Raw genomic sequence first — 25,836 nt, 5'->3', positions numbered from 1 at the left:
TTACCCTTTATGTTCTGCCATGTCCATGTGACTGTGTTGTGTCTCTCCTTCACTCATATTGAGTGAACCCATGTGTTGCATAACAACCGACTCGAATAGGTCTTGTGGAATGTGAGAGTAGTAAGTCACAGGAACGTTTTCACTTGGCTCTGCAAGCGCTTGGTAATCACTGAAAGCGTGTAGCATGGATGGCTGCTTTTTCACTTCACTAACCCACTCTTCAAAGCTTTGCTCGTCAGGTAGCGCATTGGCGACAAATTTCATGTGTGAAAAGCCTTCACCGCTATAACTTGACGATATACCTTTGTACTCTCCCTCATGGTTCGCAATCAGATGTAGACGTGTCACCATGCCGGGCATAGCGTAAATTTGACTGCCTAAACGAGGAATGAAGAAAGAGTTCATGATGTTGTCAGACGTAATTTTGAACGTCACAGGAACATCTTTAGGGAAGGCAACGTAGTTAACCGTAGCGATTTTTTGTTCTGGGTAGATGAACAACCATTTCCAATCCAGTGAAACCACTTCAATCGTGACGGGTTTGATATCACTTTTCAGCGGCACAGACGGTTCTAGCTCGTGTGTTGAACGCCAAGTAATCACAGCCAAAATCGCAATGATGATGATTGGAATCGTCCAAACAACCAACTCGATCTTAGTTGAGTGAGACCACTCAGGAGCATATTCAACTTCGGTATTGCTAGCACGGTACTTATAGGCGAAGTAAATTGTCATTAAAATCACAGGGATAACAACAATCAACATCAAGAAAAGAGAGGTAATGATCAACTCTTTCTCGCGCACCCCTACTAGGCCCTTGGGATCCAGCAAAGCAGACTGACATCCAGACAGGAGCAAAATTGCACAAAACAATCCCACTCGCGACAAGATGCTTTTATATCTTGAGGCTTCCATTGACTTTCTCGATTATGTTTACGGAATTCCTTAGCAAAAGTTGGCACTTTAAGAATCCGTATGAATTTATAAGAGTTTTATTGTGTTGAGCGTGTAACAAAAGCACTGCTGTATCTTTAACCCAGACAAATCTTTGAAAAGACATTCACACCTATCAAAAACTCATCAACGTAAAAGTTACAAAAGGAAACATTTGGTTACATCCGGCGCATTATGCTTACATAGAAACGGCATTCAAAGTGCAGCAAAATGAAATCTAACCTTCCAAAAATGAAATTCGCCTTCAAAATTAACCACTTACAAACAAAGGTTAATGCCCTTAACTTGTTGTAATACTGAGATAAAGCATTTATTGATCTAAATCAATAAATCGACCTATTGAACAGATAAATTACCCGCTATTTTTTTTAATTTTTATCCATGTATTGACACTGCCGGTTTTTGCACTCGGACCGTTACACGAGTAGCGCTAGAAATGTAACTCAGCGTCGTAGTTGCAAGAACTTCAAGACCTTAAGCAAGAATGCCGGTGAATTCCCTCAAGCTTTCATCTTCCAGTACAGAGTTTCTACAACTTCTGAACTAATCTTATTGATAACAACATTAACAACTAAAAAGCCAGTTGTTATGGTCTTTGACTAAAAAGGATGTGACCATGAATTTAACCATTCGAACTAGACTTTATATTCTGTCTATTGTTCCACTGTTACTGATTGCTGCCAGTATGATGTTTGTGAGTTTCACTCAGTCGACCAGTTTGAATAAACACCAAATGGAATCGACAAGTAACTCTATGATGGCGATGAAACAAACGGAGCTGAAGTCCTACTTACAAATCGCCGACTCAGCTTTAATTCCTTTGAAGAAAAGCAACGCTTCTTTGGAACAGGCGTTAGAAATCCTTAAAGAAGTTCAATTCGGTCAAAATGGGTATCTGTTTGGTTATGATTCAAAAGGGACTCGATTGCTGCTTGGGAAAAGCAACGCTGGCATCGGTGAGAACTTCTGGACACTACAGGATGCTCAAGGCAACTATCTGGTTCAAGATCTCATTCGCAACTCTAAAACAGGTAATTTCACCACTTACTACTTCCCAAAACCGGGAGAATCCACGCCTTTACCTAAGTTGAGCTACTCCGTTTACATCCCTCAATGGGATCTAATGATTGGGACAGGCTTTTACACTGATGATATCGATGCTGAAATTGCGATTATGGATAAGCGCGCAAATGATGATCTAATGCAAAGCTTATGGAGCTTAGCGACTGTAACGGCGGTTATCATACTTGTTGTCGGTGTATTTACTCTGTTCTTCAATCGCACCATAATGCGCCCGATCGAATTATTTGATGCTTCGATTCGCTCATTTGCCAGTGGTGATGCCGATCTCACCGCACGAATGGAGAAGTTTACCGTACCAGAATTCGCCTCTCTCAGTACCAATTTCAACGCTTTCGTTAGTAGCCTGCAAGAAATCATTAAACGAGTAAATCAAGTAGGAAGACAAGTGGTCGATGAAACGAACCTGATGTCACAGCGCGCAGCTCAGGTCGATGACTTAGCCACAAATCAACGCGGTGAAACCGAACAGGTTGCCACCGCAATGACAGAAATGACCACGACCGCCAATGAAATCTCAAACAATGCCATCCAAGCCGCACAGTCAGCTAAAGATGCTGATGACAATGCAATATCGGCGCACGAGATCGTAGATTCGGCAGCGCAATCGGTACAGGCATTAGCGGAGGAAGTCTCGCAAGCGAGCAATGTTATTTCTAAACTAGAAGGGGATGTGAAAAATATTTCAATGTCTCTGGAAGTTATTCAGGACATTGCGGAACAAACTAATTTGCTGGCGCTCAATGCTGCAATAGAAGCGGCAAGAGCAGGTGATCAAGGTCGAGGCTTTGCCGTTGTTGCTGATGAAGTGCGTAAGCTAGCCAGCAGGACTCAACAAAGTACGGGTGAAATCCATGCGGTTATCAATCAGCTAAAAACCGCTTCAGATGCGGCAGTGCATGCCATGGATTCAAGTCAAAGCAGAAGTGAAGCGGCTGTGAATGAAGCCAATGCTGCGGCAAAAGCTCTGGAGAAAATTCAGCAATCCATCGGCATGATTATGGATATGAATTCCTTGATCGCAACCGCAACAGAAGAGCAAAGCATCGTTGGTCAAGAAATCTCACAACGTATTGTTGTCATTTCCGATCAAAGTAGTGAGTCAGCGACTTTGGCAAATGAAAACCGACGCGGTAGCCAAAGCCTAAATGAACGAGCGCATGAACTGTACGATCTAGTTGCAAGATTTAAGGTGTGAGTAATTTACACTGTAAACAACGACTTTGAATAACATAAAAAGAAAGGGAAATGAGCGACTGTTTTAATACTCGACGTTCATTTCTCGCCTGTACTCCGACAAACACACAATTTTCTAATGAATGCACAAACATCATAAAGGCCTGTCTATGTTTAAAAATCTGTCTTTAAAAAACAAACTGGCAATCTCTGCCAGTATCGCCATCATCCTCGGTGGTGTATTAGTAGAAGCGTTATCATACAATGCCGCTCTTAAACGACTCGACATCGAAGTTGAACAGCGCCTACAAAGCACAACCACTTCTTACAACCAGTATGTTAACGACTGGCTTATCTCAAAAGAGCGAGCCTTGACAGCGCTATCAAGCGAATCAAAACAAGAAGACATTGTTACTCACCTAAAACAAGTTCGTGATTCTGCAGGTTTTGACAATGTATTCTTGGCATATCCAGATGGCTCTCAGCGAAATGCCAACGATGTAAAATTGCCTCCAGGTAATGACGACCCTCGAAAATGGGGCTGGTATATCAACGCAAAAGCGAATCCAGCAAAAGTGTTTATGGATAACCCGACAACTGCTGCAGCAACAGGGGCAAATGTTGTTTCTCTGGGTAAAGCACTGAACTTACATGGCCAGCAAGTTGTATTGGGAGCGGACGTAGAAATCACGGATATCGTCAACAACATTACGCAGGTCATTTTACCTGGCGAAGGCTATATGTTTATAGCCAACGAACAAGGCAACATATTCACTCATACCAATACCAAATTGCTAAACAAAAACGTCTCTGAATTAGGTATTGACTACGCTGACATCAAAAAAGCCGTTTCCAGCCAAACTGATCTCACCATTTCAGTGGCAGGCGAAGCGTACGTGCTTTACGCGAGAAACATAGACAACACACGTTTGACAACGGTAACTGTGATTAATTATGAATCGCTGGTGGCACCGTTATATGACGCTATTTTGGGTCAGTTGCTTGTAACAGCTATTGTGGTAATTCTCTGTACAGTCTTGTTCAACCTATTGTGTAACGTTCTCTTCCGTCCATTAAATAACGTGTCAAACGCGCTGGCACAAATCGCCAATGGTAGCGGTGATTTAACTCAGCGTATCGAAGTTGAAAATAACGATGAGGTCGGAACGCTAGCAAATAACTTCAATACATTCGTCGAAAGCTTAAGACAGTTAATCGAACATATTCGCCTACAGGCGCAGCACCTGTCCGAACAGTCAGAGCATGGCGCACATCGAGCCAATCAATCTGCGTCTGAACTTAATCATCAGCATCAAGAAGTGGTAATGGTGGCAACAGCAGTCACAGAGATGGCGTCGGCGACACAGGAAATAGCTTCCCATGCCGAGCAAACCGCTCAAGCGGCACAAGATTCAGCCATTAGCACAAATAATGGTCATGATTTAGTGATTCAAACGAAAGGTTCAATTAATAGTCTGGCAAATTCGGTGAGTGAAGCAAGCACGGTAATTTCAGCGCTCAATAAGCATGCTCTTGAGATATCAACTGTCCTCGCAACGATTCAAGGTATTGCTGAACAAACCAACTTATTAGCTCTGAACGCTGCAATTGAAGCGGCTCGCGCTGGTGAACAAGGTCGCGGATTTGCTGTGGTAGCTGACGAAGTTCGTGTTTTATCACAACGAACTCACACATCAACGGAAGAAATCAAAGCAACTATCGAGACTTTGCAAGATACCACCAAACAAGCGGTAAACTTAATGGAAAGCAGCTCTGAGCTCGCTAGAGATTCAGTAGAAGATGCAGATAAGGCAACGGTGGCACTGGAAGATATCAAAACAGCCGTAGCGCTCATTAGTGATATGGCTACTCAAATCGCAACAGCAGCGGAAGAGCAGACCCATGTGACCAGTGAAATCACGCAAAATGTCACGTCAATCAAAGATGTGACAGATCAGCTTGTTGTCGGGTCAGAAGAGAGCTTAAGCCAATCCAATGAACTGAGACACCAAGCCGATGAACTTAGAGCAAAAGTGGCGACTTTTAAACTCAGTTAATAAGCGTTAGTGTGATAAACAAAAGCCGCGCCCATTTCTGAGGCGCGGCTTTTCATTTGTTCTTTAACACTGTCTGTCTTCTACAAAACGGTGTCTATCAACACTCTATGAAGTAAGAAATTAAAGCTCAGCTTCTTTCTTAATCGCTTTGATCAAAATAGAGGTATCCATGCGACCTTCACCTTGTTCAGATAGAGACTGATAGGACTCAATCGTTTTTTGCGTCATAGGTAAAGTTACGCCCTGACGTTTCGCTTCATCAAGACAGAAACCAAGATCTTTGATCATCCAATCAATAGCGAAACCGAAGTCGAACTTATTCTGCGACATGGTTACAGCACGGTTTTCCATCTGCCAAGATCCTGCCGCACCGTTTTTCAAACACGCAACGAGAGTTTCAATATCAAGGCCAGCTTTTTCAGCCAGAATCAAACCTTCAGAAATACCTGTCAGAGCGCCAGCAATGCAGATCTGGTTAACCATTTTAGCGCGTTGTCCCTGCCCTACTTTGCCCATTAGAACAGAAGAGCGGCCATACGCGTCAAATATAGGCTGAAGATATTCGAAAACCTCTGGCTCACCACCGCACATAATCGTCAGAACGCCATTCTCCGCGCCTGCTTGGCCACCTGACACTGGTGCATCCATAAAGCGTACTCCAACAGCCTGAGCGGCTTCTGAGAGCTCTTCAGCAAGGAGTGCAGATGTTGTCGTATGGTCAACCAGAACAGCTCCAGATTTCATAAATGCTAATGCGCCGGTTTCGCTGGTGGTCATACTACGAACGTCGTCATCATTACCAACACAAAGCAAAACGACATCAGCATCTTTCACGCACTCAGCGACTGTTGAGCGATAAGCACCGCCATGTTGCTCCGCCCAAGCTTTCGCTTTTGCTTCTGTACGGTTAAAAACGGTAACGTCAAATCCTGCTTTGACCAAGTGACCAGCCATGGGATAACCCATAACACCTAAACCAATAAAACTGACTTTCATTTAAATATCCTTGAGAATTGAGCTTTTCTTAGCCAGTGGAGTGTAGCCATTCCATCTATAGGGATTCGCCTTATTCTTATGCACGGACTAAGTTGATTCTTGTAAACTGACTAACGTACACGATTAAAGTTCAAGAGCAAAAAACCGAGCCTAAGCTCGGTTTTTCATTATTGGATTTCAGCGTTGTGGTAAACCTGCTGAACATCGTCACAGTCGTCTAGTAGATCTAGGAACTTCTGGAACTTATCTGCGTCTTCACCAGAGATTGGGCTTTGGTTCTGAGGAACGAAAGTGATCTCTTCAACATCAAGTGTTAAGTCAGGGAATGCTGCATTCAATGCCGTTTTCACTTTGAAGAACTCTGTGTTTGGAGCAAATACCGTGATTACGCCGTCTTCAAGCTCGATATCCGTTACGTCAGCATCTTCCATCATCAATGCTTCTAGTACCGCTTCTTCATCATCGCCTTTGAACTGGAATACTGCTTGGTGATCGAACATGTGTGCAACAACACCAGGAGTACCGATTTTAGCGCCAGTCTTAACGAAGCATTGGCGTACGTCTTGGAAGGTACGGTTGCCGTTGTCTGTTAGACAGTCAACAATCACGCTTACACCGCCAGGGCCAAAACCTTCGTAACGAGCTGGTTGGTAATCTTCACCGCCACCACCACTTGCTTTATCTAACGCTTTTTCAATAACGTGTGCTGGTACTTGGTCTCTTTTCGCTTTGCTGATCAGATGGCGTAGAGACAAGTTCATGTCTGGGTCGATACCACCATTCTTTGCACAAACGTAAATCTCTTTACCGTATTTTGAGTAAACCTTAATTTTTGCGCCTTGAGTTTTCGCCATAGAGGCTTTGCGCACTTCGAAACTTCTTCCCATCGGGATGTTCTCTCTAGTTCAATTTAATGCGACGGATTCATGCAGAAAGCGAAGTTCCTGCTTAGGTGGGCATTACATGACGCCCATAACCCTTTTGTATTTGTCCACCGACTGTTGAAACCATTCTTTATCTTGTTCAGAAGTCAGAGTGGTTAGATGCTTAGTAATCTCTTCCGGTCCGCCTTTTGCCTGCTTCATTTTCCAAATCAAAAAAGAAGCCTGTTTATCCAGTTCTATTTTGTTTTTCTCATTCGCATCAAGCAGAGCAAGGTTGAAAGACATTAGTAAACCCACAGTCGATAAAAACATGGGGCGAAATATAGCATAGGAATGGCAAAAATTAAGAGTCAAAAATGTCGGATTCTATGACTTTCGTTACTAAGCGTACAAAAAAGCGAGTTAGGTGAAAATTTGATATTAGGCTGAATAACCACAAAATAGAAAGGGTGGCAACAGCCACCCTTGTAAACCTAGCAAGTGAGTATCTTAATGAAGGAGTCCGAGTTCCTTTGCTTCTTCAATAGACAAGCCACTTTCACGGATCTCTCTTAATGCTTCAATGCGACGGCGAGCTTCCGCTGATTTTTGTTTGCTTACTGGAATCTGAGTATCAACTTCTTCTTTGAAGTCCCACTTTTCTGTGATGCCAGTGATTTCATCATGGTTAATAGAATTAATGGACATTGTAACCTCCGAACAAACCATGCAAGGACATGTAATCTGTAGCAAAGGACCAAATCGGTGTTAAGTACATTTGAGCAAGAATGTGATTCAGACGATAGTTCAGAAATCTAATTTATAAATATCTCAATTATATTTTGTACAAGCTGAAAACTGGCAGTACATTTAGAGAATTCACTGCGAAAAATCCAACCTGATCCAGCGCAAGTTTTCTCTCTCCAAAGCCCCGTCATTTCTCGACATGCGCCTTTTATCCCCTATCAAAAAATGTTCAATTATTGCTTATCATTTACTCTAGCGTTTCAAGCAGTTTCCAACTCGGAATAGCTGTCCATATTTTTACTTGAGTTCAACAGCTCGGAAAAATGATCAAGGGAATGAGGAGAAATACGAAAGCATGATCATGGAGGATTATTCGAACACCCCAAATTTGAGGCAAAAAAAATCGAGTCCTTGGGGAGAACTCGATAAAAAGTATTCAGAATGAATGTAACAATATGAGCCAATCTTTAAATTCATCAGATAGGGCAAAAGGTTGTCTATTCGGTTGTAACTTTAGCCAACAAGCGCGGACATAATGTCAGACATATGTCAGCGTTATGTTCAAAGTCTGTTCATTTGTTGAGTTAAATCCCAATAGCCACTTCATCAAGCGCTCTGAACACAGATTCATCCAGATGTCCGTCAAAAACCTGCTTACACACTTTTCTTCTTACCGCTAGGCCAGAGATCAGACGTTCGATCGAAAGGTGCTTGTTCTCATTCTGAGTGTTATACAGCTCGATCATCTTACTCAAAGTCTCATAAGGTATGACTTGATCATCCACTCGTAGCCAATCAAGCTTGTCAATCAACTCTAAGCACTCTTCTCTGATTGATGAAGGGGCATGCCCGGTCATTGCCGCTAACGCGCTTATACTGCGTTCTAGAGCTTCTGACGAGGTGTACTTAGATAACGTAATGGTGATCTCATCAGCATTAATTTCAACTAAGTGCTTACGCTGTTTTACCCGACGCCCTAATTTGCCTCTTGGAGAGGGTGATTTACGTTGGATTGGTTCAAATTCACCATCAATGATCTCAGAGAGCTCAGCCAACTTCTGTTTCGATACCATTTCATGGCGAAGCGGGTTAGGTAAGGTTGGAGCCATATTACGTTTACCGGCATTCGTCATTTTCGCTCGTGAGTATCGTAAAACTTCTTCAACATCGCATTTGATATCTACTTGGTAATCAACAACCTTCCCTTTATCGATCGAGGTCGTGATCGTCAGATGGTAACCCCACAGGTTAACAACAAACAGATCGTCATTACCTTTGCCATCAGAGAGACGTTTCAGCTCTCTGATCAGATCCATTGAGAATCTACGCCACTCGATATTACGCGCAAGCTTCTGGTTAAGTTCGCTTAACATCATCACGTCTGTATGTCGGCGTGACATGCGGCTTCTGAAGTACGAGTACAACTGGAAGACCAGCGTGTGTTGCTTCAGGATTTCAGGTGGAAACAGGAAGAAGTAATCACGAGTCATCAACTCTTCGAAAAATGAAGGCTCCCAAACCAGAATGTACAGATTCGGTTTGATCCTGATTTCACCATCACTTCCTTCCGTTGGGGCTTCCTCTGAAGCGGTGATCGTTCTTGCTAGGAAACGGAATCGATCACTCTTAAAGCCTTCAGGCATGTTCTCGCTCAACCAGCGTCCTGTTAACTCATGCAGCTGGAAATCCGTAAATTCGATACGATCAATACTGTCACGAATGGAATCACGCGCAGGGCCACTGTCTTTCTTCCCTCTCAGTGAAAGAATGTCTGTGATGTAGAGCGGTGTCTTGTTCGGCACGTGACTGGCATTGAGCTGATAATCTTCATGGTGATGATCATGGTATTGCACTGTAAGCGTAAACAGAGCGAACAACGTCATAAGATCATCAACTGTCATGATGTTCTTTGATGAACGCGTTTCGATTACCGCTCGGGTACCAGAAATAGAAACCATTGATTTTTGGTAGCTTTTTCTTGTTCTTGGTGGCGCCAACGCTTGATCAATAATCCCTGCCCAGTTTGTTGGCGAAACAACGAACTGCTCGGTTTCATCTTTCATCGCTGGTGGCGTATTGAGTCCGTGTTCATTAAGCAGTCGTTTATTGACTTGTGTTTGAGCAAGCGCTTTAGAGCGTTTTTGTTTTTCTGATTGCTTAACAGATTCAGTCACTAAACTTGTGGAGCCTAATACAGAAATAAGCTGGTTTGGATTGATAAAACGGTGAAGCATGGTTTTACCAGCTAGGCCTTCTTCAAATCGCACTGGGATTTGTTGAAACAGACCAATACTGACTGCTGCACGCAATCTTTGCTGGATAGCTGCTCGTGTCAGCTGACCGTCTGTTGCATCTATCAATTCTGTTGTTGAAACCAATCCATCTTTACTGCTAAAGCCACGAAGTGAGATAAGATTAAGCAGTTCGATAATACTTTTCGTCACACCTTTAAAATGTTGATACTGCTCTATCCAATCGATCGCAGATTCAGAAACGGCAAAAAGATGTCCATCTTTGTGGCTTCTTGGTGCTTTGATCAGTATTTTTTCTTCTGATGCCATTATTAGATCTATCCCACACTAACCGTAATATCGCTATAGTTCCAAAAGAATAAAGAAAAAAAGATCATAAATAAAGAAAAAGTTGTTGCTCTTAAATAACTGATCTTTTTGATTATAATGATTAATAGTGATTAGAGTGATCATATGATCTGAGTGAGAATTTACTTGTAACTAATTGTATTTACAATAGATATTTTTTTCACTTTCAGAAGCATGATCATAGAGTTCCCGAAACCATGATCATTAACTCTTTGAAAGCATGATCAATATTATTTAGAACTATGATCATGATGATTTCGAATGAATGATCAAAGCAAACCTCAAAGCATGATCATGGTGGGTACACAAGTTATCCACAATTCTAATTTATATTTGCTTGTCCAATCATTTCACTCCTTGGTTTTTAGGGAAAATCACTTCGGACGCATGATCAAGGATTTCAAATAAAAGCGACTTATTGAACGAATTTTAATCGTATCAGATAGAAATGCATCTTCAATGAACACTTAGTGCGCAAGCCGTATTTACGGGGTACTTCATGAAAGCATGATCATGGAATAATGAGTATTTCCCTATTGTCGTTCTAATTCGTATTGAAAGGAGTGTGTTTACTGCCAGATTTCACTAAATCCCCTATTACGACTGACATGCACCGTAGTTTGGTCGATTTTTTTCATGCTTCCGAACGATGTATATCTCTTGATCATTGATCCGAAAATGGATCTTCAGATCAAACATATTTGTAGATGAAAAGTGAGAACCTGAATCCTTGATCATCGTTCCTATTGTCCCAGAAATATTCGGAACGATGATCATCATAGCTACCTTGATCATGCTTCCTTAATTATTTTGATAAATGTGTTAGTAATTGTGGGACTCAATGAGTTGCCCTGCTTTTCTGTCAATTTGTTTCTGCTTGATTATCTTTCAGTTGAATTTACACCTACCGTAATTTATTCGGACTGTTTAATCGTTCCGAGAGAGTAAGAATCGGTTTGTTCGTCAATCTCCGGTTTACATTGTAAATAAGTGACACTGTAATATTTAAAATCTTTGTAGCTTTCCCTAACTTTATTCAGGTTAATAAACGTTATTATCAGGCTCATTTTTTACCATTTCAGCGTTAATTCATTTAAATGATACTATTTTGTCATTTTAATGTGATTTTTATCTAAAAGTGATTGTTCACCTTTTTATTGTAAAGTAAGCTCAATGCTGTACAATCTTTTGCAAGAAACTAATAACGGAAATTGGCTATGAAAAGAGAACAAACAATCGATAATCTCTACAAACTCGCCGAACAAACACAACAGGTGCAGTCTGACCGTATTGAGATTGTTTTAGAAGAACGTCGTGATGAGCATTTTCCTCCGATGTCAAAAGCTTTGATGGAGACGCGCTCAGGTTTAACTCGTCGTAAGTTAGACGAAGCGATAGCGAAAATGGAAGAAGCTGGCCACCAATTCACGAAGAATAACGCTAACCACTACTCCATTTCTTTATCTGAAGCACATATGCTCATGGATGCGGCGGGCGTGCCGAAGTTCCATGAACGTAAGAAGAACTCAGAAAACAAACCTTGGATTATCAACGTACAAAACCAAAAAGGTGGTACGGGTAAATCAATGACAGCCGTTCATTTAGCGGCTTGTTTGGCTTTGAATTTGGATAAACGTTACCGTATCTGTCTGATTGACTTGGATCCACAAGGTTCACTTCGTTTGTTCTTGAATCCACAGATTAGTGTGACTGAGCACAGCAATATCTACTCTGCAGTGGATGTCATGCTGGACAACGTTCCAGAAGAAGTTGAAGTGGATAAAGAGTTCTTGCATAAGAATGTACTGCTTCCAACCCAATATCCGAACTTGAAGACCATTTCAGCGTTCCCAGAAGATGCGATGTTCAACGCGGAAGCTTGGCAATATCTATCTCAAAATCAGTCGCTTGATATCGTTCGTCTACTGAAAGATAAACTGATTGATAAAATTGGCGATGATTTCGATGTCATCATGATTGATACCGGTCCACACGTTGACCCCCTTGTATGGAACGCTATGTATGCCTCAAACGCCCTTCTTATTCCATGTGCAGCTAAGCGTTTAGACTGGGCTTCAACGGTTAACTTCTTCCAACACTTGCCAACGGTCTATGAGATGTTCCCTGATGACTGGAAGGGCTTGGAATTCGTTCGTTTAATGCCGACCATGTTTGAAGATGACAACAAGAAGCAGGTTTCGGTGTTAACGGAAATGAACTATCTGTTGGGTGACCAAGTAATGATGGCGACGATTCCACGTAGCCGTGCATTTGAAACGTGTGCAGATACCTATAGTACTGTATTTGATTTGACTGTGAGCGATTTTGAAGGCGGTAAGAAAACCTTAGCAACCGCGCAAGATTCTGTTCAGAAAAGCGCGTTAGAGCTTGAGCGTGTTCTTCACAGTCACTGGACTTCATTAAATCAGGGGTAAGTAAGTTATGGCAATTAAGACATCTGATCTGAATGCAAAATTGTTTGGTAAAGTTGATAAGCGCCGTGCAACTACGCCCAAGGAAGCTCAGTCAGCAGCAAAAGATCAGGCGCAAATTATTGAGTTAGCCGTTGCTGGTGAACAAATGGTAACGTTTGAACTGACACGGATTCCGGCTGCAGAGGTCGAAGCGAAAACGCAAGTATTCGCAGCAAATGCTCGTGAGCAAAGCTTTTTAAATGAGCACGCACTTTCTGACATTCTAAGCACGTTACGTGAGCGTGGGCAGCAATATCCCGCTGTTGGTCGCCGTATGGCTGATGGAACCATCGAAGTTCTTGATGGTAGTCGTCGTCGTATGTCGTGTATTCTGGCTGAAAAAGAGTTCCTTGTTTACGTTGCGGATGACATTAATGCGGAACATGCGAAGTTTTTGTCTGATGTAGCGAATGCTCATAAGCCGCTTTCTCTTTATGAGAAGGGTAAAGAGATGCAAGCTAAGCTGGATAGTGGTGAAGCGGAAGATCAAAAAGCACTGGCAAAGATGTTCCAATGCAGTGAAGCTCTTGTTAGTGGCGCTCTGAAAGCTGCGGCGTTACCTCTAGAGCTATTGCAAGCCTACCCTAACGTGGTTGAACTGGGACGCCCTACTATTGTTAAACTGCATAAGCAATTTAATGAGCTAAACGACAAGCAACGTTCTGCACTGTTAAACAAGTGCCACGAAGAAGAAGGCTTTGTTTGGCAGCGTTGTCAGTCACAAGGTGTTGCTCGAATCACAAAAGAAGTGACGGAAACTTTAGAAGAATGGATTCACGATTTGGTTCCGCCAAAACGTGCTGTCAACAACAATGTTGACTTGATTAAGGGACGCGTGAGTTATGCGCGTAAAGGCAATAATCTGACCTTGAACCTGAAGAAAATTGACGATGCTTTGATGACGGATATTCTCGAGTTTTTAGAAAGTAAAATCGACTAATAAAAAATCCCGCGAGTTTCGCGGGATTTTTTTATCTATGCATGTTTAAAACAGGATTAGTTTCTTAGGCGTTGCCAGTATTTCTCGTAAATCGCTAGAGCTTCTGGACCTACGTCGTTAATGAATTCGCCGTTCGCGATATCTTCGTCTGTTGGGAAGATAGTTGTGTTGTTTCGTAGCTCATCCGGTAGTAGCGCACGACCAGTCGTTGTTGCCGATGCGTAACCCAAGCTGTTAACGATTTCAGCCTGGTTATCTGCTTGATACATGAAGTTAATAAACTTGTGCGCCAGTGCTTTGTGTTCACTTCCTGACGGGATAGTAAAGTTATCCATCCACAATACAGAACCCTCTTTAGGGAACACGAATTTAAGTTCCGGCATATCCACTTGGCCTTGATATGCGTTTCCGTTCCATTGCATACCTACAGAGGCTTCACCAGACACGTAAGGAACGTGTGGAGCGTCTGAGTTGTACAGTAGAACGTTATCTTTAAGTTCAACTAGAGATTGATACGCTTTTTCGATCTCTTTTTCATTCTTAGTATTGATGCTATAGCCATTCAGTTTTAGCGCCATACCGAATACGTCACGGATGTCATCAATCAACATAACTTGTTGAGCGTATTTTTTATCCCATAGATCAGCCCAGCGAGTTACGCCTTCAGGAAGAGCAGCAGAGTTGTAGCTCAAACCTGTTACACCGAAGATGTATGGTAGAGAGTATTTGTTCTCAGGGTCATGAGCTTGACCTAGTAGCGCTGGCAGAGCATCTTTCATATTTGGAATTTGGTTATGATCTAGTTCTGCAAGCAAGCCTTCACGGCCCATCTTCTCAATAAAATAAGCGGATGCGAAAACAACGTCATACCCAGTGCCTTTAAGAAGCTTGAGTTTGGTATACATTGACTCATTGTTCTCAAATGTTGAGTAGTTAACCGTTACGCCTTCTTGCTCTTCAAATTGTTTTAGCGAAGCCTCTGGCAGATAGCCGCCCCACGCATAAACGTTTAGCGTCTGCATTTCTGCACTTACTTGAGCAGATCCAATTGTTGCAGCTAATACCAATCCTTTGATGAAAGTATTCATTAATAATCATGTCCTGACAGCCAGTACCATACTGGGGTTCAAATGAATAATTAGGCAAATTGTTTGCTCAATAAAGCAAATATAATTTGTCGTCAGGGAAAATTTTTTTGACCTTAAATAGTAAGAGCCTACAGGGTGTTATAGACAGGTTCTAACTGGGCTTATTGTCTATTATTGGGGTGTGTTACCATACGATTACTTTCACTGATTGCGTAAATTTATGTCTTCTGAAACCACTCAATTTGTATCTTATCTATTCTCGCTACGTCAGCTTGCACTCAAGCACCAATTTCGTTTTGGTGTGTTTTTGCAAGGGAGTCAAGAATGGAACTACTCGTTGATTCAGCATTGGCTGAAGGATTCAAACAGCAATACCGCTTTCCAAGTTGGTGGTGATGCTTTTGATGGCGTGCGATATGTTCCGTTTAATAAAGGCCAACAATTGTTAGGGCAAGAGTGCGATCTTCTGATTTGCGATTTATCCACTGGATGGGATGCAAACAGTTTTAGCGCTGCACTGGGTACGCTTATCGGAGGCGGGATTTTGCTTGTGTTAGGTGCAAACACTGTTTCTGCAAACCCTGCTGAAGTGTGGTTAAAAAGAGCTTTAGACAATTTGATTGTCATGTCTCCTGACATTCTACCTTCCCTACCCTCAGTGTCTTCTGAAGCACATAAGATTGATTATTCTCAGCAGCAGCTAGCGGTAGATAACATCGTCAAAGTGGTTACTGGACATCGAAAGCGACCTCTGATTTTAACTGCAGACAGAGGTAGAGGTAAAAGTAGTGCGTTAGGAATGGCCGCTGCAAAGCTGATGTCAGAACGCAATATTCGGATTGTAGTTACTGCTCCAAGCCTGGCCTCTGTCAGCCCGGTCTTTCATTTTGCGCAGAAATTGTTGGTTGGTTCATCTGGTCAGAAAGGATTGGTTGAATACGAGCACTCTATTCTGCGTTTTATTGCGCCAGATGAGTTATTAAGAAGTCGACTTGATTGTGATTTACTCTTGGTTGACGAAGCGGCTGCTTTGCCTCTTCCTATGTTGAAAGAGATGGTGAGCTGTTATCACCGTGCCGTGTTTTCTTCAACCATTCATGGTTATGAAGGTTGCGGTCGAGGTTTCTCTTTGAAGTTTCAGTCGTGGCTAAAGGACGTTCGTCCGGAAATGAAGCTACAAAACATGACTCAGCCAATTCGTTGGAGCCAAGGCGATCCGCTGGAAGCATGGCATCGAGAGAGTTTTTTACTTGATTTTGATTTTCAACCAATCAGTGTTGAGGTTTCGGTTGACGCTTTGCAATTCAGTTGGGTGACTAAAACGAACTTATTGGATGATCCAGCATTGCTTCATAGCATTTTCAGTTTACTGGTCAATGCTCATTATCAAACATCACCGAGTGATTTATTTCATTTGTTAGGTGATGAAAAAATGTCTGTATACATAGCAACACATCATGATGTTTTGGTGGGGTGCATTCTATCCGTGGAAGAGGGCGCACTGGACAAAGCTTTAATTGAAGATATCCAACTTGGGAAAAGAAGACCTAAAGGTCACTTGTCTCCCATCACCATTGCTAACCAACTTGGAATCGCAGAAGCTGCTGTAGCAAAAAGTCAACGAATCATGCGTATAGCGGTTCACCCTGATGTGCAAAATAAAAACATTGGTTATGAGTTGGTAAAACACTTTGCTTTGCAGAATGCCTGTGATTACCTTTCGACGAGTTTTGGCGCCTCCAGTGCATTGGTAAATTTCTGGCGAAAATGCGGTTTTCAAACCATAAAGGTTGGCTCACTGCGAGATCAGGCAAGTGGTTGTTATTCTGTTCTCATGGTGAAAGGAGAAAACGTCGATTGGCTAAAGCTGGCTAAGCAGAAGCACGCACAGCATTTTGATTTTGAGTTATCTGATTCGCTACAGGCGATGGAGCCAAATTTAGTTAAAACTTTGCTGAGCGAAAACCTGTGTTCTGATACTCGACCGCCAATCGCTCTTGTTCACAATTATGCGCTTGGTGGCTCAAACTATGAAAGTGCCGCTGTTTGGTTACGGTCATTCGCTTTATCGATAGGTGAGGAACAAGTAAACACTCTTTCGGATTTGTTCGTATCGAAAGTTGTTCAGCGATTGTCGTGGAAGGAATGTGCCGAACGACATCAATTAACAGGAAGAAAGCAAGTTGAAACGAATATCAGAAAAGAGCTACTTATTCTAATCGACGATTTACAGTGTAAACCGGGGTGGTAATGTTAGATATTGTATGTTTTACACTGTAAATTTATGTTATCTATTTGATTTTTATAGGTTTAAATTAACCGAAGGATTTAAGCCATCAATCAGCATTGCCTGTTCTACAGGCATTGGCCTTGCTATCAAATAACCTTGATATGAACTTACATTGAGTTGCGCGAACGTTTCAACCATCTCTCGATTTTCGATACCTTCGATGGTCATTTCCATTTGCTTGTTCTCACATAAAGTCGATAGGAATTGAAGGTAGCCCAAAGCTTCGTTTTCAATGAGAGACTGATTGGCAAGTTCTCGATCCACTTTTAACATTTTGAACGGTAGCTTGAAGATAGAAGTAATAGAGCTATATCCAGAACCAAAATCGTCCATAGCCAAAGGGAACCCCATGGCATTTAACTCATAGAGTCCTTCCAAAACTTGCTGGTTATTATCGATAAGAACTGATTCTGTAAGTTCCAAAACTAAGTTTTCAGGCTTGGCTCTTTTATCATGAGTTAATTTCAACAGTTTTTCTGGAAATGCCTCTTTCAGCAATTGGAGTGCTGAAATATTGACGTGCACTTTTAGGCTACAGTTCCAAGCCTGATTGTATTGCACGATGAAATCAGCTGACTTAGAAAATATCTTATTACCGAGTAAAGAAATAAGGCCGAGAGTCTCTGCGACAGGAATAAATTCATCGGGACGTATAAAGCCAAATTGTTCTGTTTCCCAGCGAGCTAACGCTTCAAAGGATTTTAGTTGGCCACTTTTGGCATCAACGATAGGCTGTAGATGTATCGTTATTTCATCATTTTCGATCGCTTGCTTTATATGGTTTTCCACATAAAAGTATTTGTCGACTTCAGGTTTTACTTGGTCGTTATAAATTACCCAATTCTTCTTGGATTTTTCGACTGCATATTCACATGTCTGATAGGTAGAATTAATAATTTCTTCTGAAGAAAGCTCGCATTCTCGACAAACGTAAATACCTATATAAGCATCACCAAAGTAAGAAACGTTATTGCGTGCAATTGTTTTGAACTGCTGGATGAATTCGTCGGCCAATTTTCCCAGCTCTTCGTCGGGTAGGTCTTTCGCGATGAGTACGGAAAAGGTATCCAAACTGCTTCTGTAGCACTGGCTCTCATAACGGCTAAATAGGTGGAAACACTCTAACAAGCTTGCTATGAAATCGGTCAGGATGAATTCGCTGTATTGACTGACGTAGGATTTAATGCCCGAGACATGAATGGTTATCATGGTAACGCTGGAGGTACGCTTCGATAAATCTAACGTGAGCTTATCCTTGTTTGGCAGGCCTGTTAGTTTATCAAAATAGGCCAATTGCCAAATTGATTCTTCCAGCTTCTTTTGTTCAGTGACATCTTTATGGTTACCGACCATATATTCACCGGAATCATCCACTTGGTTGATTCCGGTACCTTCGATCCAGATGTAATTGCCATCCTTCTTTTTTACTCGGTATTGGGTAATGACGCGGCTGTCATCACCCACTGCTTTAACGTGAGTTGTCACATTACTGCTGAAGGGTTTTCTATCTTCTGGGTGTATTAGCTGAATCCAGTTATCAAGAGTGGTTTGGCAGTCAATGTCGAATTGTTCATAAAAACGTTGATTGTAGAAGGAGACCTGCCCATCAGGCATCATCATCCATAAACCTTCTACGGCTGAATTAAACATGTTGTTAAAACGTCTTTGGATCAATTCATCCATATCAAGGAATATCCTTTCTCTCGCTGAATGCTTACGTTTACAGTACGGTAAGCATCATAATACATGTGTTACATGATTTATATCAATTACATTAATATCATTAACATGGTGTGTTGCCTCATCTCGTCCGGTAAATCCAGTAGTTGCCTGTTTTAAAACTTATAGATAAGGTGGTTCTTGTATTGCTAGTGTAAATGATTACAGCAGCTACAATTTACACTGTAAAGGCGCGTAGTTGGCGGGTATAACTTTTAGGGTGATACACGCCTTAATTTGAATATATGGATGTTTGGTATACGTCTCAGTTTCGATACACTGGAAATCAACGTTATGTGTACCGTAAAGGTTTAGTTGTATGTGGAAGGATGTCATTACACTCACGGGAGATAAAACTCGTGTAGTCGCTAAATTAACGGATGGTAAATTCGACAAGAATGGGGCCACTCAAGAAAGCTTGGTGAGTGCGCTACAACATCTTGATGCTTCCAAATTCTATCTAATGGAAGATGAAGTAACGCGTTTCATTAATTGTGCCAGTGAAGGTAAAGGTGAAGCGTACGAAGGTATTGTCATCGCGGAAAAACGTAACGCAAGCTTACTCGTGGTGCTTAGCGAACATGACATGATTGCGAGCATGGTCGTGACTGGCGCGTATGGTGGACGAGGGCTTCAAAGTAGTGAAATTATTCAAGCTTTGGCGGACGCAAACGTAATTAAAGGTATAAATAAAGCCGCACTAAAAAAAGTCTTTGTTGTTAGTAACAAATTGGCTGGCGGCGAGACGTTTACTCAGCCTGTCGCACAAGGTAAAGAAGCGATTAATGGTAAAGACGCGAAGTTCTTACCACTCGTTGAAGATGTAAATAAGCGAATTCTTGCGCCTCAGTCGGTTAAAGGTCAAGACAAAATAGATATGCGTGATTTGGGCGAAACCATTACGGTCAGCGAAAACGATCCAGTAATGCGCCGCCAACCCGCGACTAAAGGTGAACCTGGATTTACCGTTCAAGGCAAAATTCTACTTCCTAAACCCGGTGTCGATGCTGCTCTGGTTGCGGGTAACGGCACTCATCTTAGCCCTACCAATCCTAATCTATTGCTGGCGTCGATTAACGGCATGCCTGTATTTAGAAATAAAACCATCGATGTAGAAAATGCGATTTGTCTGAATAACGTGAGTGTCGCAACAGGGCATGTGAAGTTTAAGGGCAATGTGGTTATCACTGGTGATATTGAGCCGGGGATGATTGTACGTGCTACAGGTTCAGTGACTGTCGGTGGTTTTATTGAATCAGCCGATGTTCAGGCGCAGGGTAATATTGAAGTAGGTAAAGGCATCATTGGTCACACTGCGACCGAAGGTGAAGAAAAGAGCTGTACTGTTAAATCGGGAAGCACGATAAAAGCAAACTATGCTCAATATGCAGAACTGCAGGCTGGGGAAGATATTCATCTTGCCGTTCACAGCATGGGGAACGTTATTCGCTGCGCTAAAGACCTAATTGTTCTTGATGAGAAAGAGACTCAGGGGACATTAAGTGGAGGCACAGCCAAAGTGGGTGGGAAAGTCGTGTGTCTTAATTTAGGCGTTGAAGGCGATACCGTTACTCACCTTGAAGCCTTTGCCAATTTTAACCGCTTTAAAGAACGTATTGCCAGTCACAAAGACCAATACAAGCAGGCTCAAGAAGGTACGATGGATGCCATTCGTAAAGAACTGGAGTTCAAGAAACGTCCTAAAGCAGAACGTACGGAAGAAGAAGAACTCGAAATTAACGAGAGAAAAGAAAAAGCTAATGAACGTTTAGAGAAGGTTAAGAACTCACTTGATTTGCTGAATGAAGAGTTCGAACTTGCTATGGCAGCCAATACAGTAGAAGCAAAAAGCAAAGTGTTTACTCATGTTACGGTTCAGTTTGGTGAGGAGAAAGTCGTGACTAAGCGAGTTCGTGGCCCATCCATATTTTCATTCAATCAATATGAAATCCAAGTGTCTTCAAAACTGGAAGATGAAGACGTTGGGGTTTAAATCTAGAGCTGAAAATGAAACAAGGCTGAAGAATAAACAAGGCTGAAGAATAAACAAGGGGAGCATTCGCTCCCCCTTTGTTCATGTATCTGCTATTAATTCACTGCGCGTATCTTGCCGTGTTTAAGATCGTTAAGAACCATAGATTTCGGCCCATCGGCAATGATGGTTCCTTTTTCCATGACAATTACACGGTCAACCACATCCAGCATCGATGTTTTATGAGTTATCAGAATCAATGTTTCAGTTGGTGTGAGCTGTTTCATTTGATTCTTAATGTGCATTTCAGAACGATTATCCATCGCGCTGGTTGGTTCATCCATTAGTAATACCGGAGGACGCCCCAACAGGGCTCGTGCGATAGAAACCGCCTGGCGTTGACCTCCAGATAATAACAAACCACCTTCACCAACTTGGCGCTCTAAGCCGGCAGGATCTTGCTGTGTAAACACTGTCACACCTGCTCGGTTTGCCGCATCCATGACTTCTCTGTCGTCCACCAGCGGGCGACCGAGGGTTATGTTATCTCTGATAGTGCCGTAAAACAGAACGCTCTCTTGAGGCACACAGCCAATATTACGACGAATATCGATGTGATGGAGCTGCTTAATATCGGTATCGTCAATGCGTACATGGCCTTCAGTCGGTTGATACAAGCCCATGATTAAGCGTTCTAGCGTGGTTTTACCTGAGCCAATACGACCGATAATTGCCACTTTCTCACCCGGATTGATGGTCAGACTCAAATCACGAATCGAGGCAATCGGAGAGTCAGGGTAGTGGAACGTCACCTTATCCAGTTCAATTTTCCCTTGAATCATTGGGCGGTGAATATAGCGCTTACCTTCTTCTTGCTCATCTGGCAGTGCCATTACTTGTTCGATGATTTTCAAAGAAGCTTTCGCTTGGTTATAGCGGGTCGATAATAGAGATAATTGAACCATAGGGCCAATGGCGCGACCGCTCAGCATCGTTGCCGCAATAAGACCACCCATCGTCAGGTTTCCTTGGGCTATTAGGTATACACCCAAAATAATCATCCCAACGCTCGATGCCTGCTGAACCAGACCAGCTGTACTTTGAATGCCATCAGTAATTCGGCGGCTTTTGATATTCCAGTTTGCCATATGGGAAATGGCTTCTTCCCAACGGTGTTGGAACTGGCCTTGTGCGCCAAAAAGTTTCACCGTTTCAAGACCAGCTAAGCTTTCAATCAGGTTCGCATATTTCTGAGATGCAAGGCGTGAGCCTTCTTCAATCGCCCGACGTAGAGGTGCCTGAATCAGCAGAGAGTATATGATCAGAACACACACACCGATAATCGGTACGTAAACCAGATCGCCAGCCATTAACCAAATAATGATCAGAAATAGAATCGAAAACGGCAGATCAATTAGCGATGAAACGGTCGCTGAAGTGAAGAACTCTCTTATGGACTCAAACTCTTGAAGATGACGAGCAAATGCGCCCACTGATGGCGGACGAGATTCCATGCGAATCCCCATCACTTTACTGAACAGTTTTGAGGAGATGAGGATGTCCGATTTCTTACCTGCGATATCAATAAAGTAGTTGCGAAGCATCTTCAATGTGAAGTCGAACAGAAATATGACAAACACACCACTGGCCAAAACCCACAAGGTTTCAAAAGCAAGGTTAGGAAGCACTTTGTCATACACTAACCGAGTAAACATCGGTGCCGCGATAGCAAACAGGTTTATCAGCAGCGAAGCGAACATCACATCACGATAAATGCGCTTTGATTGCCAAATTGTGCCCCAGAACCAGTGTCCTTCACGGGTCTTGAGAATTTCTGGTGAACGTTCATCGTAGCGAAATTGCTTTTTCACCATGAAGTAACGGCCGATAAAGCGGGCATTCAACTCTTCTAACGGGTACGCAATCGGCACCATGCCGGATTCAGCAGTAACAATCTCGGCTTCTTGTTTCTCTTCATTAATGCTATTGAGAACACAAGCTTCATTTCCTCGCAGTAGAAGAATAACAGGGAAGACTAAACGAGGGATTTCTTTTAGGGTTGAACGGTTTTCTTTAGCGATAAGTCCCGCACGCTCAGCAGCGCGGGGGAAAAGAAATGGTGTCAGCTTGCCATCTGTCAGCGGTAATCCATTGATTAACGCATCAGGTGAATTCGCCAATCCATAATAACGACTCACATAGACCAGTGAATTAAGTAGCGTATCTTGCATTAAACTGACCTTTATCCTTATTTATCAACGATGAAACCTTGGAATACTTCAATAAAGTGTTCCGATAGGAAATCCAACTGAGCCTGAGTTTCAACGCGAGAAGCGATGGTCTTAATACCTAGGTTATGCGCAGTTCTTGAAATAGAGGTTAAAGTGAACTTTTGCTTCTCATCGTCTAAGTGGTGAGTAAACAGATAATCCAGCTTCACGTATTTAGGTCTAAATTCGTTGATGTAATCCAAAGACTGGAAATTACGTCCATAGTTATCGACACCAAACTCAGCCCCCGCAGAGCGAATCGCGTTGCAGAACAGTGCCGTATGATGTGGCGCATTGATAAAACAGCTTTCTGGTATCTCAAAGTGGAGCAGGGCGCAAACCTCTTTATGTTTGGCCAGTTTTTGCGTGATCCAGCGGATAAAGCTTGGCTGTTCAATACTGCTTTGAGCGATGTTGATCGCCAGTGGCGCGTTAAACTCGTTCGCCTCTAGCTTCTCAATCATTTTATCAATGACGTATTCATCGAACTGGTGGCTTGCATTTAACTGTTCAAGAGCAAACAGATATTGGTTGGCGGTATAGCGTTGTTCACCGTTATCAATCGCAGAGAACACTTCACGGTGGAAGGTCTCACCCCAGCCATCATTCGCCGCCTGAAAGCGGTATTGGAACCAGTCGTTGTGCATGGCTTCTTCAACCAGTGCTTTCCACTGTTGTTTACCCATAATGACTTGGTCTGATTCGGCTTGAATAAAGCCATATTTCACTTCCGCGTTGGCTTTAGAAGCCGCGACTGCGTTATCTAGCAACGAAAGTATCTGTGTTGAATTTTTCTTGCTCTGGTTATGCACAATGCCCAGATAGACTTTCTCTTGAGTCATGCCTGTAGGGTCTGCACTGATATCCTGAACGCAGCCGAAAATGCTCTCTGCAACCATTTTCAGCTCGTTCTCATCCATATTTGGCAAGATGAAACCAAACTCATCGGTAGAGATACGGGCAATGGTGGTGTTTGGTGCGGAAAGCGTGACTTTTAAATGTTCAGCTAAGTTACCAATCATGCCATCTCCGGCTTCATAGCCCTTATCATCGTACAACTCTTTAATGAATTGAGCCTGAAGAATGGCCACGCCACCAATTGCGCTTTCTGCCAACCAGCTATTAAGTTGGTTCATGTAGTACGCACGGTTACCTAAATGAGATACAGGGTCAATATAAGCACGCTCACGAAGTTGTTGAGCCTCTTGTGCTTGCGCTTTGAAAGACTTTTCAACTTGCGCAGACATACTATTTATACCTTCCACCACAGAAATAAGATCTTTGGTTTTTGGTAGTGGAAGCGGATCGCCAAAATAGTTGCGAGCCACTTGTTCCATCTTATTGACGATCATCTGCAATGGACGAAGTGCGCGTCTGACGATGATGGAAATCGCCACCAAACCAGCAAAGAAGATTGCGCCGAAAGCAATACTCAGACGAATAAGCGCATTCCATAACTGTGAATAAGCTTCACCAGGGTGGCTGATGATTTCGACTTCTGCAAGTTGCATCCAGCCACTGGTGACGACGCGTTGGTCAGTAATCGGTTGAAATAAATTTAGGTTCGTAAACCAAACAGGAACCGAACTAGGCTTGATAGGGTAGGCACGTTCAATCTGTTGGTCGTCGTCGAGAAATTTCAACCTAACTAGCGAGTAGGTACTTCCATCAAACAGCGCATTGATAACAGACTCAACCGCGACGGTATCTTTTTTCTCAAGGTAAGGTGCGAGAGCTAAACCAACGGTATTGATCGTATTACTCACTTCAGAGCGTTGTTGTTGCTCTAAGTTGTCACGAGTCGTGTTAAATTCGATAACGAATACCGAAGCTAACAGCAGAACAAATACAGTTATCATCCCTGCGACCAGTTGTTTATATAGTGTCATAGTACCTACTCATCGTAACTGATTAGTGGTTTATTCAGTTTAAGAGAGCGCTCTCGAGCGCGTAAATCATTCCAAAGGCTAAGACGTGAAGAGTCGCCAGCAAGCTGACCGTTCTTAGATTTCATTAGCCACAAGTTTTTACCGTTGAAACTGTATATAGGTAACAAGTCTCTACGAGTTGAAGCGGGTTTTATTTCCCCGTTGATGTTGTCCAAAATCAACGGTTCTGCATTCGGTGTTGAGTAGTAGGCAAGAACCATGTGGAACTGGTTAAGCTCAATGGCTTTAACGTACACAAGGCGCAGTTTGATATCCGATACGCCAAGTTCAAGCAGAGAGAAATACTTCGCAATCGTGAAGTCTTCACAGTCACCTGCATTACTGCCGAGAAATTCCAACGGTGTTGCCCAGTAATCGTTTTTACCCCATAGCTGGATATCGTTAACGAAATAAAGCTGGTTAAAAAAGCGGTTCACTTGAGTTAATTGTTCTTTTTCTGACAAGCCTTTATAACGGGTCATTTCTGAACGCCAAGTCGCCACGCGCTTACCTGCTCTTTGACCATAAGTCGTAGAGACAGCATCAATCCACTGTTGCTCCTGTTTACTGAGAGCCAGTGATATGGATGATGTCATTAGGATAAGCGTTGCAGCTAGCCAGCGCTTCATAGCGTATCCCAATCACTATTGTTTAAATGGGTCAGTTCGTGGTTGAGCATTCG

General features: G+C 42.6%; 17 protein-coding genes. 6 read left to right on the top strand and 11 right to left on the bottom strand.

The window, feature by feature from the left end; genetic code table 11:
- A complete protein-coding gene (cyoA, locus tag L3V23_RS09820) occupies nucleotides 1–915 on the bottom strand; it encodes a ubiquinol oxidase subunit II (RefSeq protein ID WP_102953287.1) in 915 nt (304 codons plus the stop codon).
- 655 nt (nucleotides 916–1,570) lie between these two features.
- Here cyoA and L3V23_RS09815 point away from each other — a divergent pair.
- On the top strand, nucleotides 1,571–3,232 hold the full coding sequence (locus tag L3V23_RS09815; protein ID WP_237292271.1) for a methyl-accepting chemotaxis protein: 1,662 nt from the start codon (nucleotides 1,571–1,573) through the stop codon (nucleotides 3,230–3,232).
- 148 nt (nucleotides 3,233–3,380) lie between these two features.
- A complete protein-coding gene (locus L3V23_RS09810) occupies nucleotides 3,381–5,267 on the top strand; it encodes a methyl-accepting chemotaxis protein (protein ID WP_042479552.1) in 1,887 nt (628 codons plus the stop codon).
- Between the two features lie 120 nt (nucleotides 5,268–5,387).
- On the opposite strand, the gene L3V23_RS09805 is transcribed toward L3V23_RS09810, so the two are convergent.
- The 5 genes from L3V23_RS09805 to L3V23_RS09785 form a co-directional block, all read right to left on the bottom strand.
- The gene (locus tag L3V23_RS09805) at nucleotides 5,388–6,263 is read right to left on the bottom strand and encodes an NAD(P)-dependent oxidoreductase (RefSeq protein ID WP_102965068.1); all 876 of its coding nucleotides are present in this window, start codon (nucleotides 6,261–6,263) and stop codon (nucleotides 5,388–5,390) included.
- A gap of 167 nt (nucleotides 6,264–6,430) precedes the next feature.
- Nucleotides 6,431–7,150 (bottom strand): YebC/PmpR family DNA-binding transcriptional regulator, encoded by a 720-nt coding sequence (locus tag L3V23_RS09800; RefSeq protein ID WP_042479547.1) that lies wholly within the window; start codon nucleotides 7,148–7,150, stop codon nucleotides 6,431–6,433.
- A 72-nt stretch (nucleotides 7,151–7,222) separates the two neighbouring features.
- Nucleotides 7,223–7,432: a DUF3283 family protein gene (locus tag L3V23_RS09795; protein WP_042479545.1), complete on the bottom strand. Its 210-nt coding sequence runs from the start codon at nucleotides 7,430–7,432 to the stop codon at nucleotides 7,223–7,225.
- Nucleotides 7,433–7,636: 204 nt separating this feature from the next.
- Nucleotides 7,637–7,834, bottom strand: coding sequence for a hypothetical protein (locus L3V23_RS09790; RefSeq protein ID WP_042479543.1), 198 nt, complete (start codon nucleotides 7,832–7,834; stop codon nucleotides 7,637–7,639).
- A 623-nt stretch (nucleotides 7,835–8,457) separates the two neighbouring features.
- Complete coding sequence (locus L3V23_RS09785) at nucleotides 8,458–10,434, bottom strand: replication initiator protein RctB domain-containing protein (protein WP_042479542.1); 1,977 nt, start codon at nucleotides 10,432–10,434, stop codon at nucleotides 8,458–8,460.
- Nucleotides 10,435–11,690: 1,256 nt separating this feature from the next.
- Between L3V23_RS09785 and L3V23_RS09780 the strand changes: the two genes are divergently transcribed.
- Both L3V23_RS09780 and L3V23_RS09775 read left to right on the top strand, forming a co-directional pair.
- Nucleotides 11,691–12,908, top strand: coding sequence for an AAA family ATPase (locus tag L3V23_RS09780; protein ID WP_042479538.1), 1,218 nt, complete (start codon nucleotides 11,691–11,693; stop codon nucleotides 12,906–12,908).
- A 7-nt stretch (nucleotides 12,909–12,915) separates the two neighbouring features.
- Nucleotides 12,916–13,887, top strand: a complete 972-nt coding sequence (locus L3V23_RS09775; protein WP_102965070.1) for a ParB/RepB/Spo0J family partition protein — start codon at nucleotides 12,916–12,918, stop codon at nucleotides 13,885–13,887.
- A 56-nt stretch (nucleotides 13,888–13,943) separates the two neighbouring features.
- Here the strand turns inward: L3V23_RS09775 and L3V23_RS09770 are convergent, their stop codons facing one another.
- Nucleotides 13,944–14,975: a spermidine/putrescine ABC transporter substrate-binding protein gene (locus tag L3V23_RS09770; RefSeq protein ID WP_102965071.1), complete on the bottom strand. Its 1,032-nt coding sequence runs from the start codon at nucleotides 14,973–14,975 to the stop codon at nucleotides 13,944–13,946.
- Between the two features lie 220 nt (nucleotides 14,976–15,195).
- On the opposite strand from L3V23_RS09770, the gene L3V23_RS09765 reads away from it, so the two are divergent.
- Nucleotides 15,196–17,226, top strand: a complete 2,031-nt coding sequence (locus L3V23_RS09765; RefSeq protein WP_102965072.1) for a GNAT family N-acetyltransferase — start codon at nucleotides 15,196–15,198, stop codon at nucleotides 17,224–17,226.
- 51 nt (nucleotides 17,227–17,277) lie between these two features.
- Here L3V23_RS09765 and L3V23_RS09760 read toward each other — a convergent pair whose 3' ends face one another.
- Nucleotides 17,278–18,948, bottom strand: coding sequence for an EAL domain-containing protein (locus tag L3V23_RS09760; protein ID WP_102965073.1), 1,671 nt, complete (start codon nucleotides 18,946–18,948; stop codon nucleotides 17,278–17,280).
- A 355-nt stretch (nucleotides 18,949–19,303) separates the two neighbouring features.
- Here L3V23_RS09760 and L3V23_RS09755 point away from each other — a divergent pair, with 355 nt between their 5' ends.
- Nucleotides 19,304–20,977, top strand: a complete 1,674-nt coding sequence (locus tag L3V23_RS09755) for a FapA family protein (protein WP_042479528.1) — start codon at nucleotides 19,304–19,306, stop codon at nucleotides 20,975–20,977.
- Between the two features lie 95 nt (nucleotides 20,978–21,072).
- Here L3V23_RS09755 and L3V23_RS09750 read toward each other — a convergent pair whose 3' ends face one another.
- From L3V23_RS09750 to L3V23_RS09740, 3 genes are read right to left on the bottom strand one after another with little or no spacing between them, the layout of a single operon-like run.
- Entirely contained in the window at nucleotides 21,073–23,187 is a 2,115-nt protein-coding gene (locus L3V23_RS09750; protein ID WP_102953276.1) for a type I secretion system permease/ATPase, read from the bottom strand.
- Between the two features lie 17 nt (nucleotides 23,188–23,204).
- Entirely contained in the window at nucleotides 23,205–25,115 is a 1,911-nt protein-coding gene (locus L3V23_RS09745; RefSeq protein ID WP_102967505.1) for an EAL domain-containing protein, read from the bottom strand.
- A 5-nt stretch (nucleotides 25,116–25,120) separates the two neighbouring features.
- Nucleotides 25,121–25,783: a transglutaminase-like cysteine peptidase gene (locus L3V23_RS09740; RefSeq protein WP_237292270.1), complete on the bottom strand. Its 663-nt coding sequence runs from the start codon at nucleotides 25,781–25,783 to the stop codon at nucleotides 25,121–25,123.
- Nucleotides 25,784–25,836: the final 53 nt, after the last annotated feature.

This window comes from Vibrio sp. A1-b2 (assembly GCF_021726015.1).
Classification (GTDB): domain Bacteria; phylum Pseudomonadota; class Gammaproteobacteria; order Enterobacterales; family Vibrionaceae; genus Vibrio; species Vibrio diazotrophicus.
The sequence above is the reverse complement of the archived record's forward strand: the minus strand, read 5'-3'. Positions and strand labels throughout refer to the sequence as shown.

Coding starts and splice junctions, on each gene's coding strand:
- cyoA (WP_102953287.1), bottom strand. CDS start 915: ATGGAAGCCTCAAGATATAAAAGCATCTTGTCGCGAGTGGGATTGTTT.
- L3V23_RS09815 (WP_237292271.1), top strand. CDS start 1,571: ATGAATTTAACCATTCGAACTAGACTTTATATTCTGTCTATTGTTCCA.
- L3V23_RS09810 (WP_042479552.1), top strand. CDS start 3,381: ATGTTTAAAAATCTGTCTTTAAAAAACAAACTGGCAATCTCTGCCAGT.
- L3V23_RS09805 (WP_102965068.1), bottom strand. CDS start 6,263: ATGAAAGTCAGTTTTATTGGTTTAGGTGTTATGGGTTATCCCATGGCT.
- L3V23_RS09800 (WP_042479547.1), bottom strand. CDS start 7,150: ATGGGAAGAAGTTTCGAAGTGCGCAAAGCCTCTATGGCGAAAACTCAA.
- L3V23_RS09795 (WP_042479545.1), bottom strand. CDS start 7,432: ATGTCTTTCAACCTTGCTCTGCTTGATGCGAATGAGAAAAACAAAATA.
- L3V23_RS09790 (WP_042479543.1), bottom strand. CDS start 7,834: ATGTCCATTAATTCTATTAACCATGATGAAATCACTGGCATCACAGAA.
- L3V23_RS09785 (WP_042479542.1), bottom strand. CDS start 10,434: ATGGCATCAGAAGAAAAAATACTGATCAAAGCACCAAGAAGCCACAAA.
- L3V23_RS09780 (WP_042479538.1), top strand. CDS start 11,691: ATGAAAAGAGAACAAACAATCGATAATCTCTACAAACTCGCCGAACAA.
- L3V23_RS09775 (WP_102965070.1), top strand. CDS start 12,916: ATGGCAATTAAGACATCTGATCTGAATGCAAAATTGTTTGGTAAAGTT.
- L3V23_RS09770 (WP_102965071.1), bottom strand. CDS start 14,975: ATGAATACTTTCATCAAAGGATTGGTATTAGCTGCAACAATTGGATCT.
- L3V23_RS09765 (WP_102965072.1), top strand. CDS start 15,196: ATGTCTTCTGAAACCACTCAATTTGTATCTTATCTATTCTCGCTACGT.
- L3V23_RS09760 (WP_102965073.1), bottom strand. CDS start 18,948: ATGGATGAATTGATCCAAAGACGTTTTAACAACATGTTTAATTCAGCC.
- L3V23_RS09755 (WP_042479528.1), top strand. CDS start 19,304: ATGTGGAAGGATGTCATTACACTCACGGGAGATAAAACTCGTGTAGTC.
- L3V23_RS09750 (WP_102953276.1), bottom strand. CDS start 23,187: ATGCAAGATACGCTACTTAATTCACTGGTCTATGTGAGTCGTTATTAT.
- L3V23_RS09745 (WP_102967505.1), bottom strand. CDS start 25,115: ATGACACTATATAAACAACTGGTCGCAGGGATGATAACTGTATTTGTT.
- L3V23_RS09740 (WP_237292270.1), bottom strand. CDS start 25,783: ATGAAGCGCTGGCTAGCTGCAACGCTTATCCTAATGACATCATCCATA.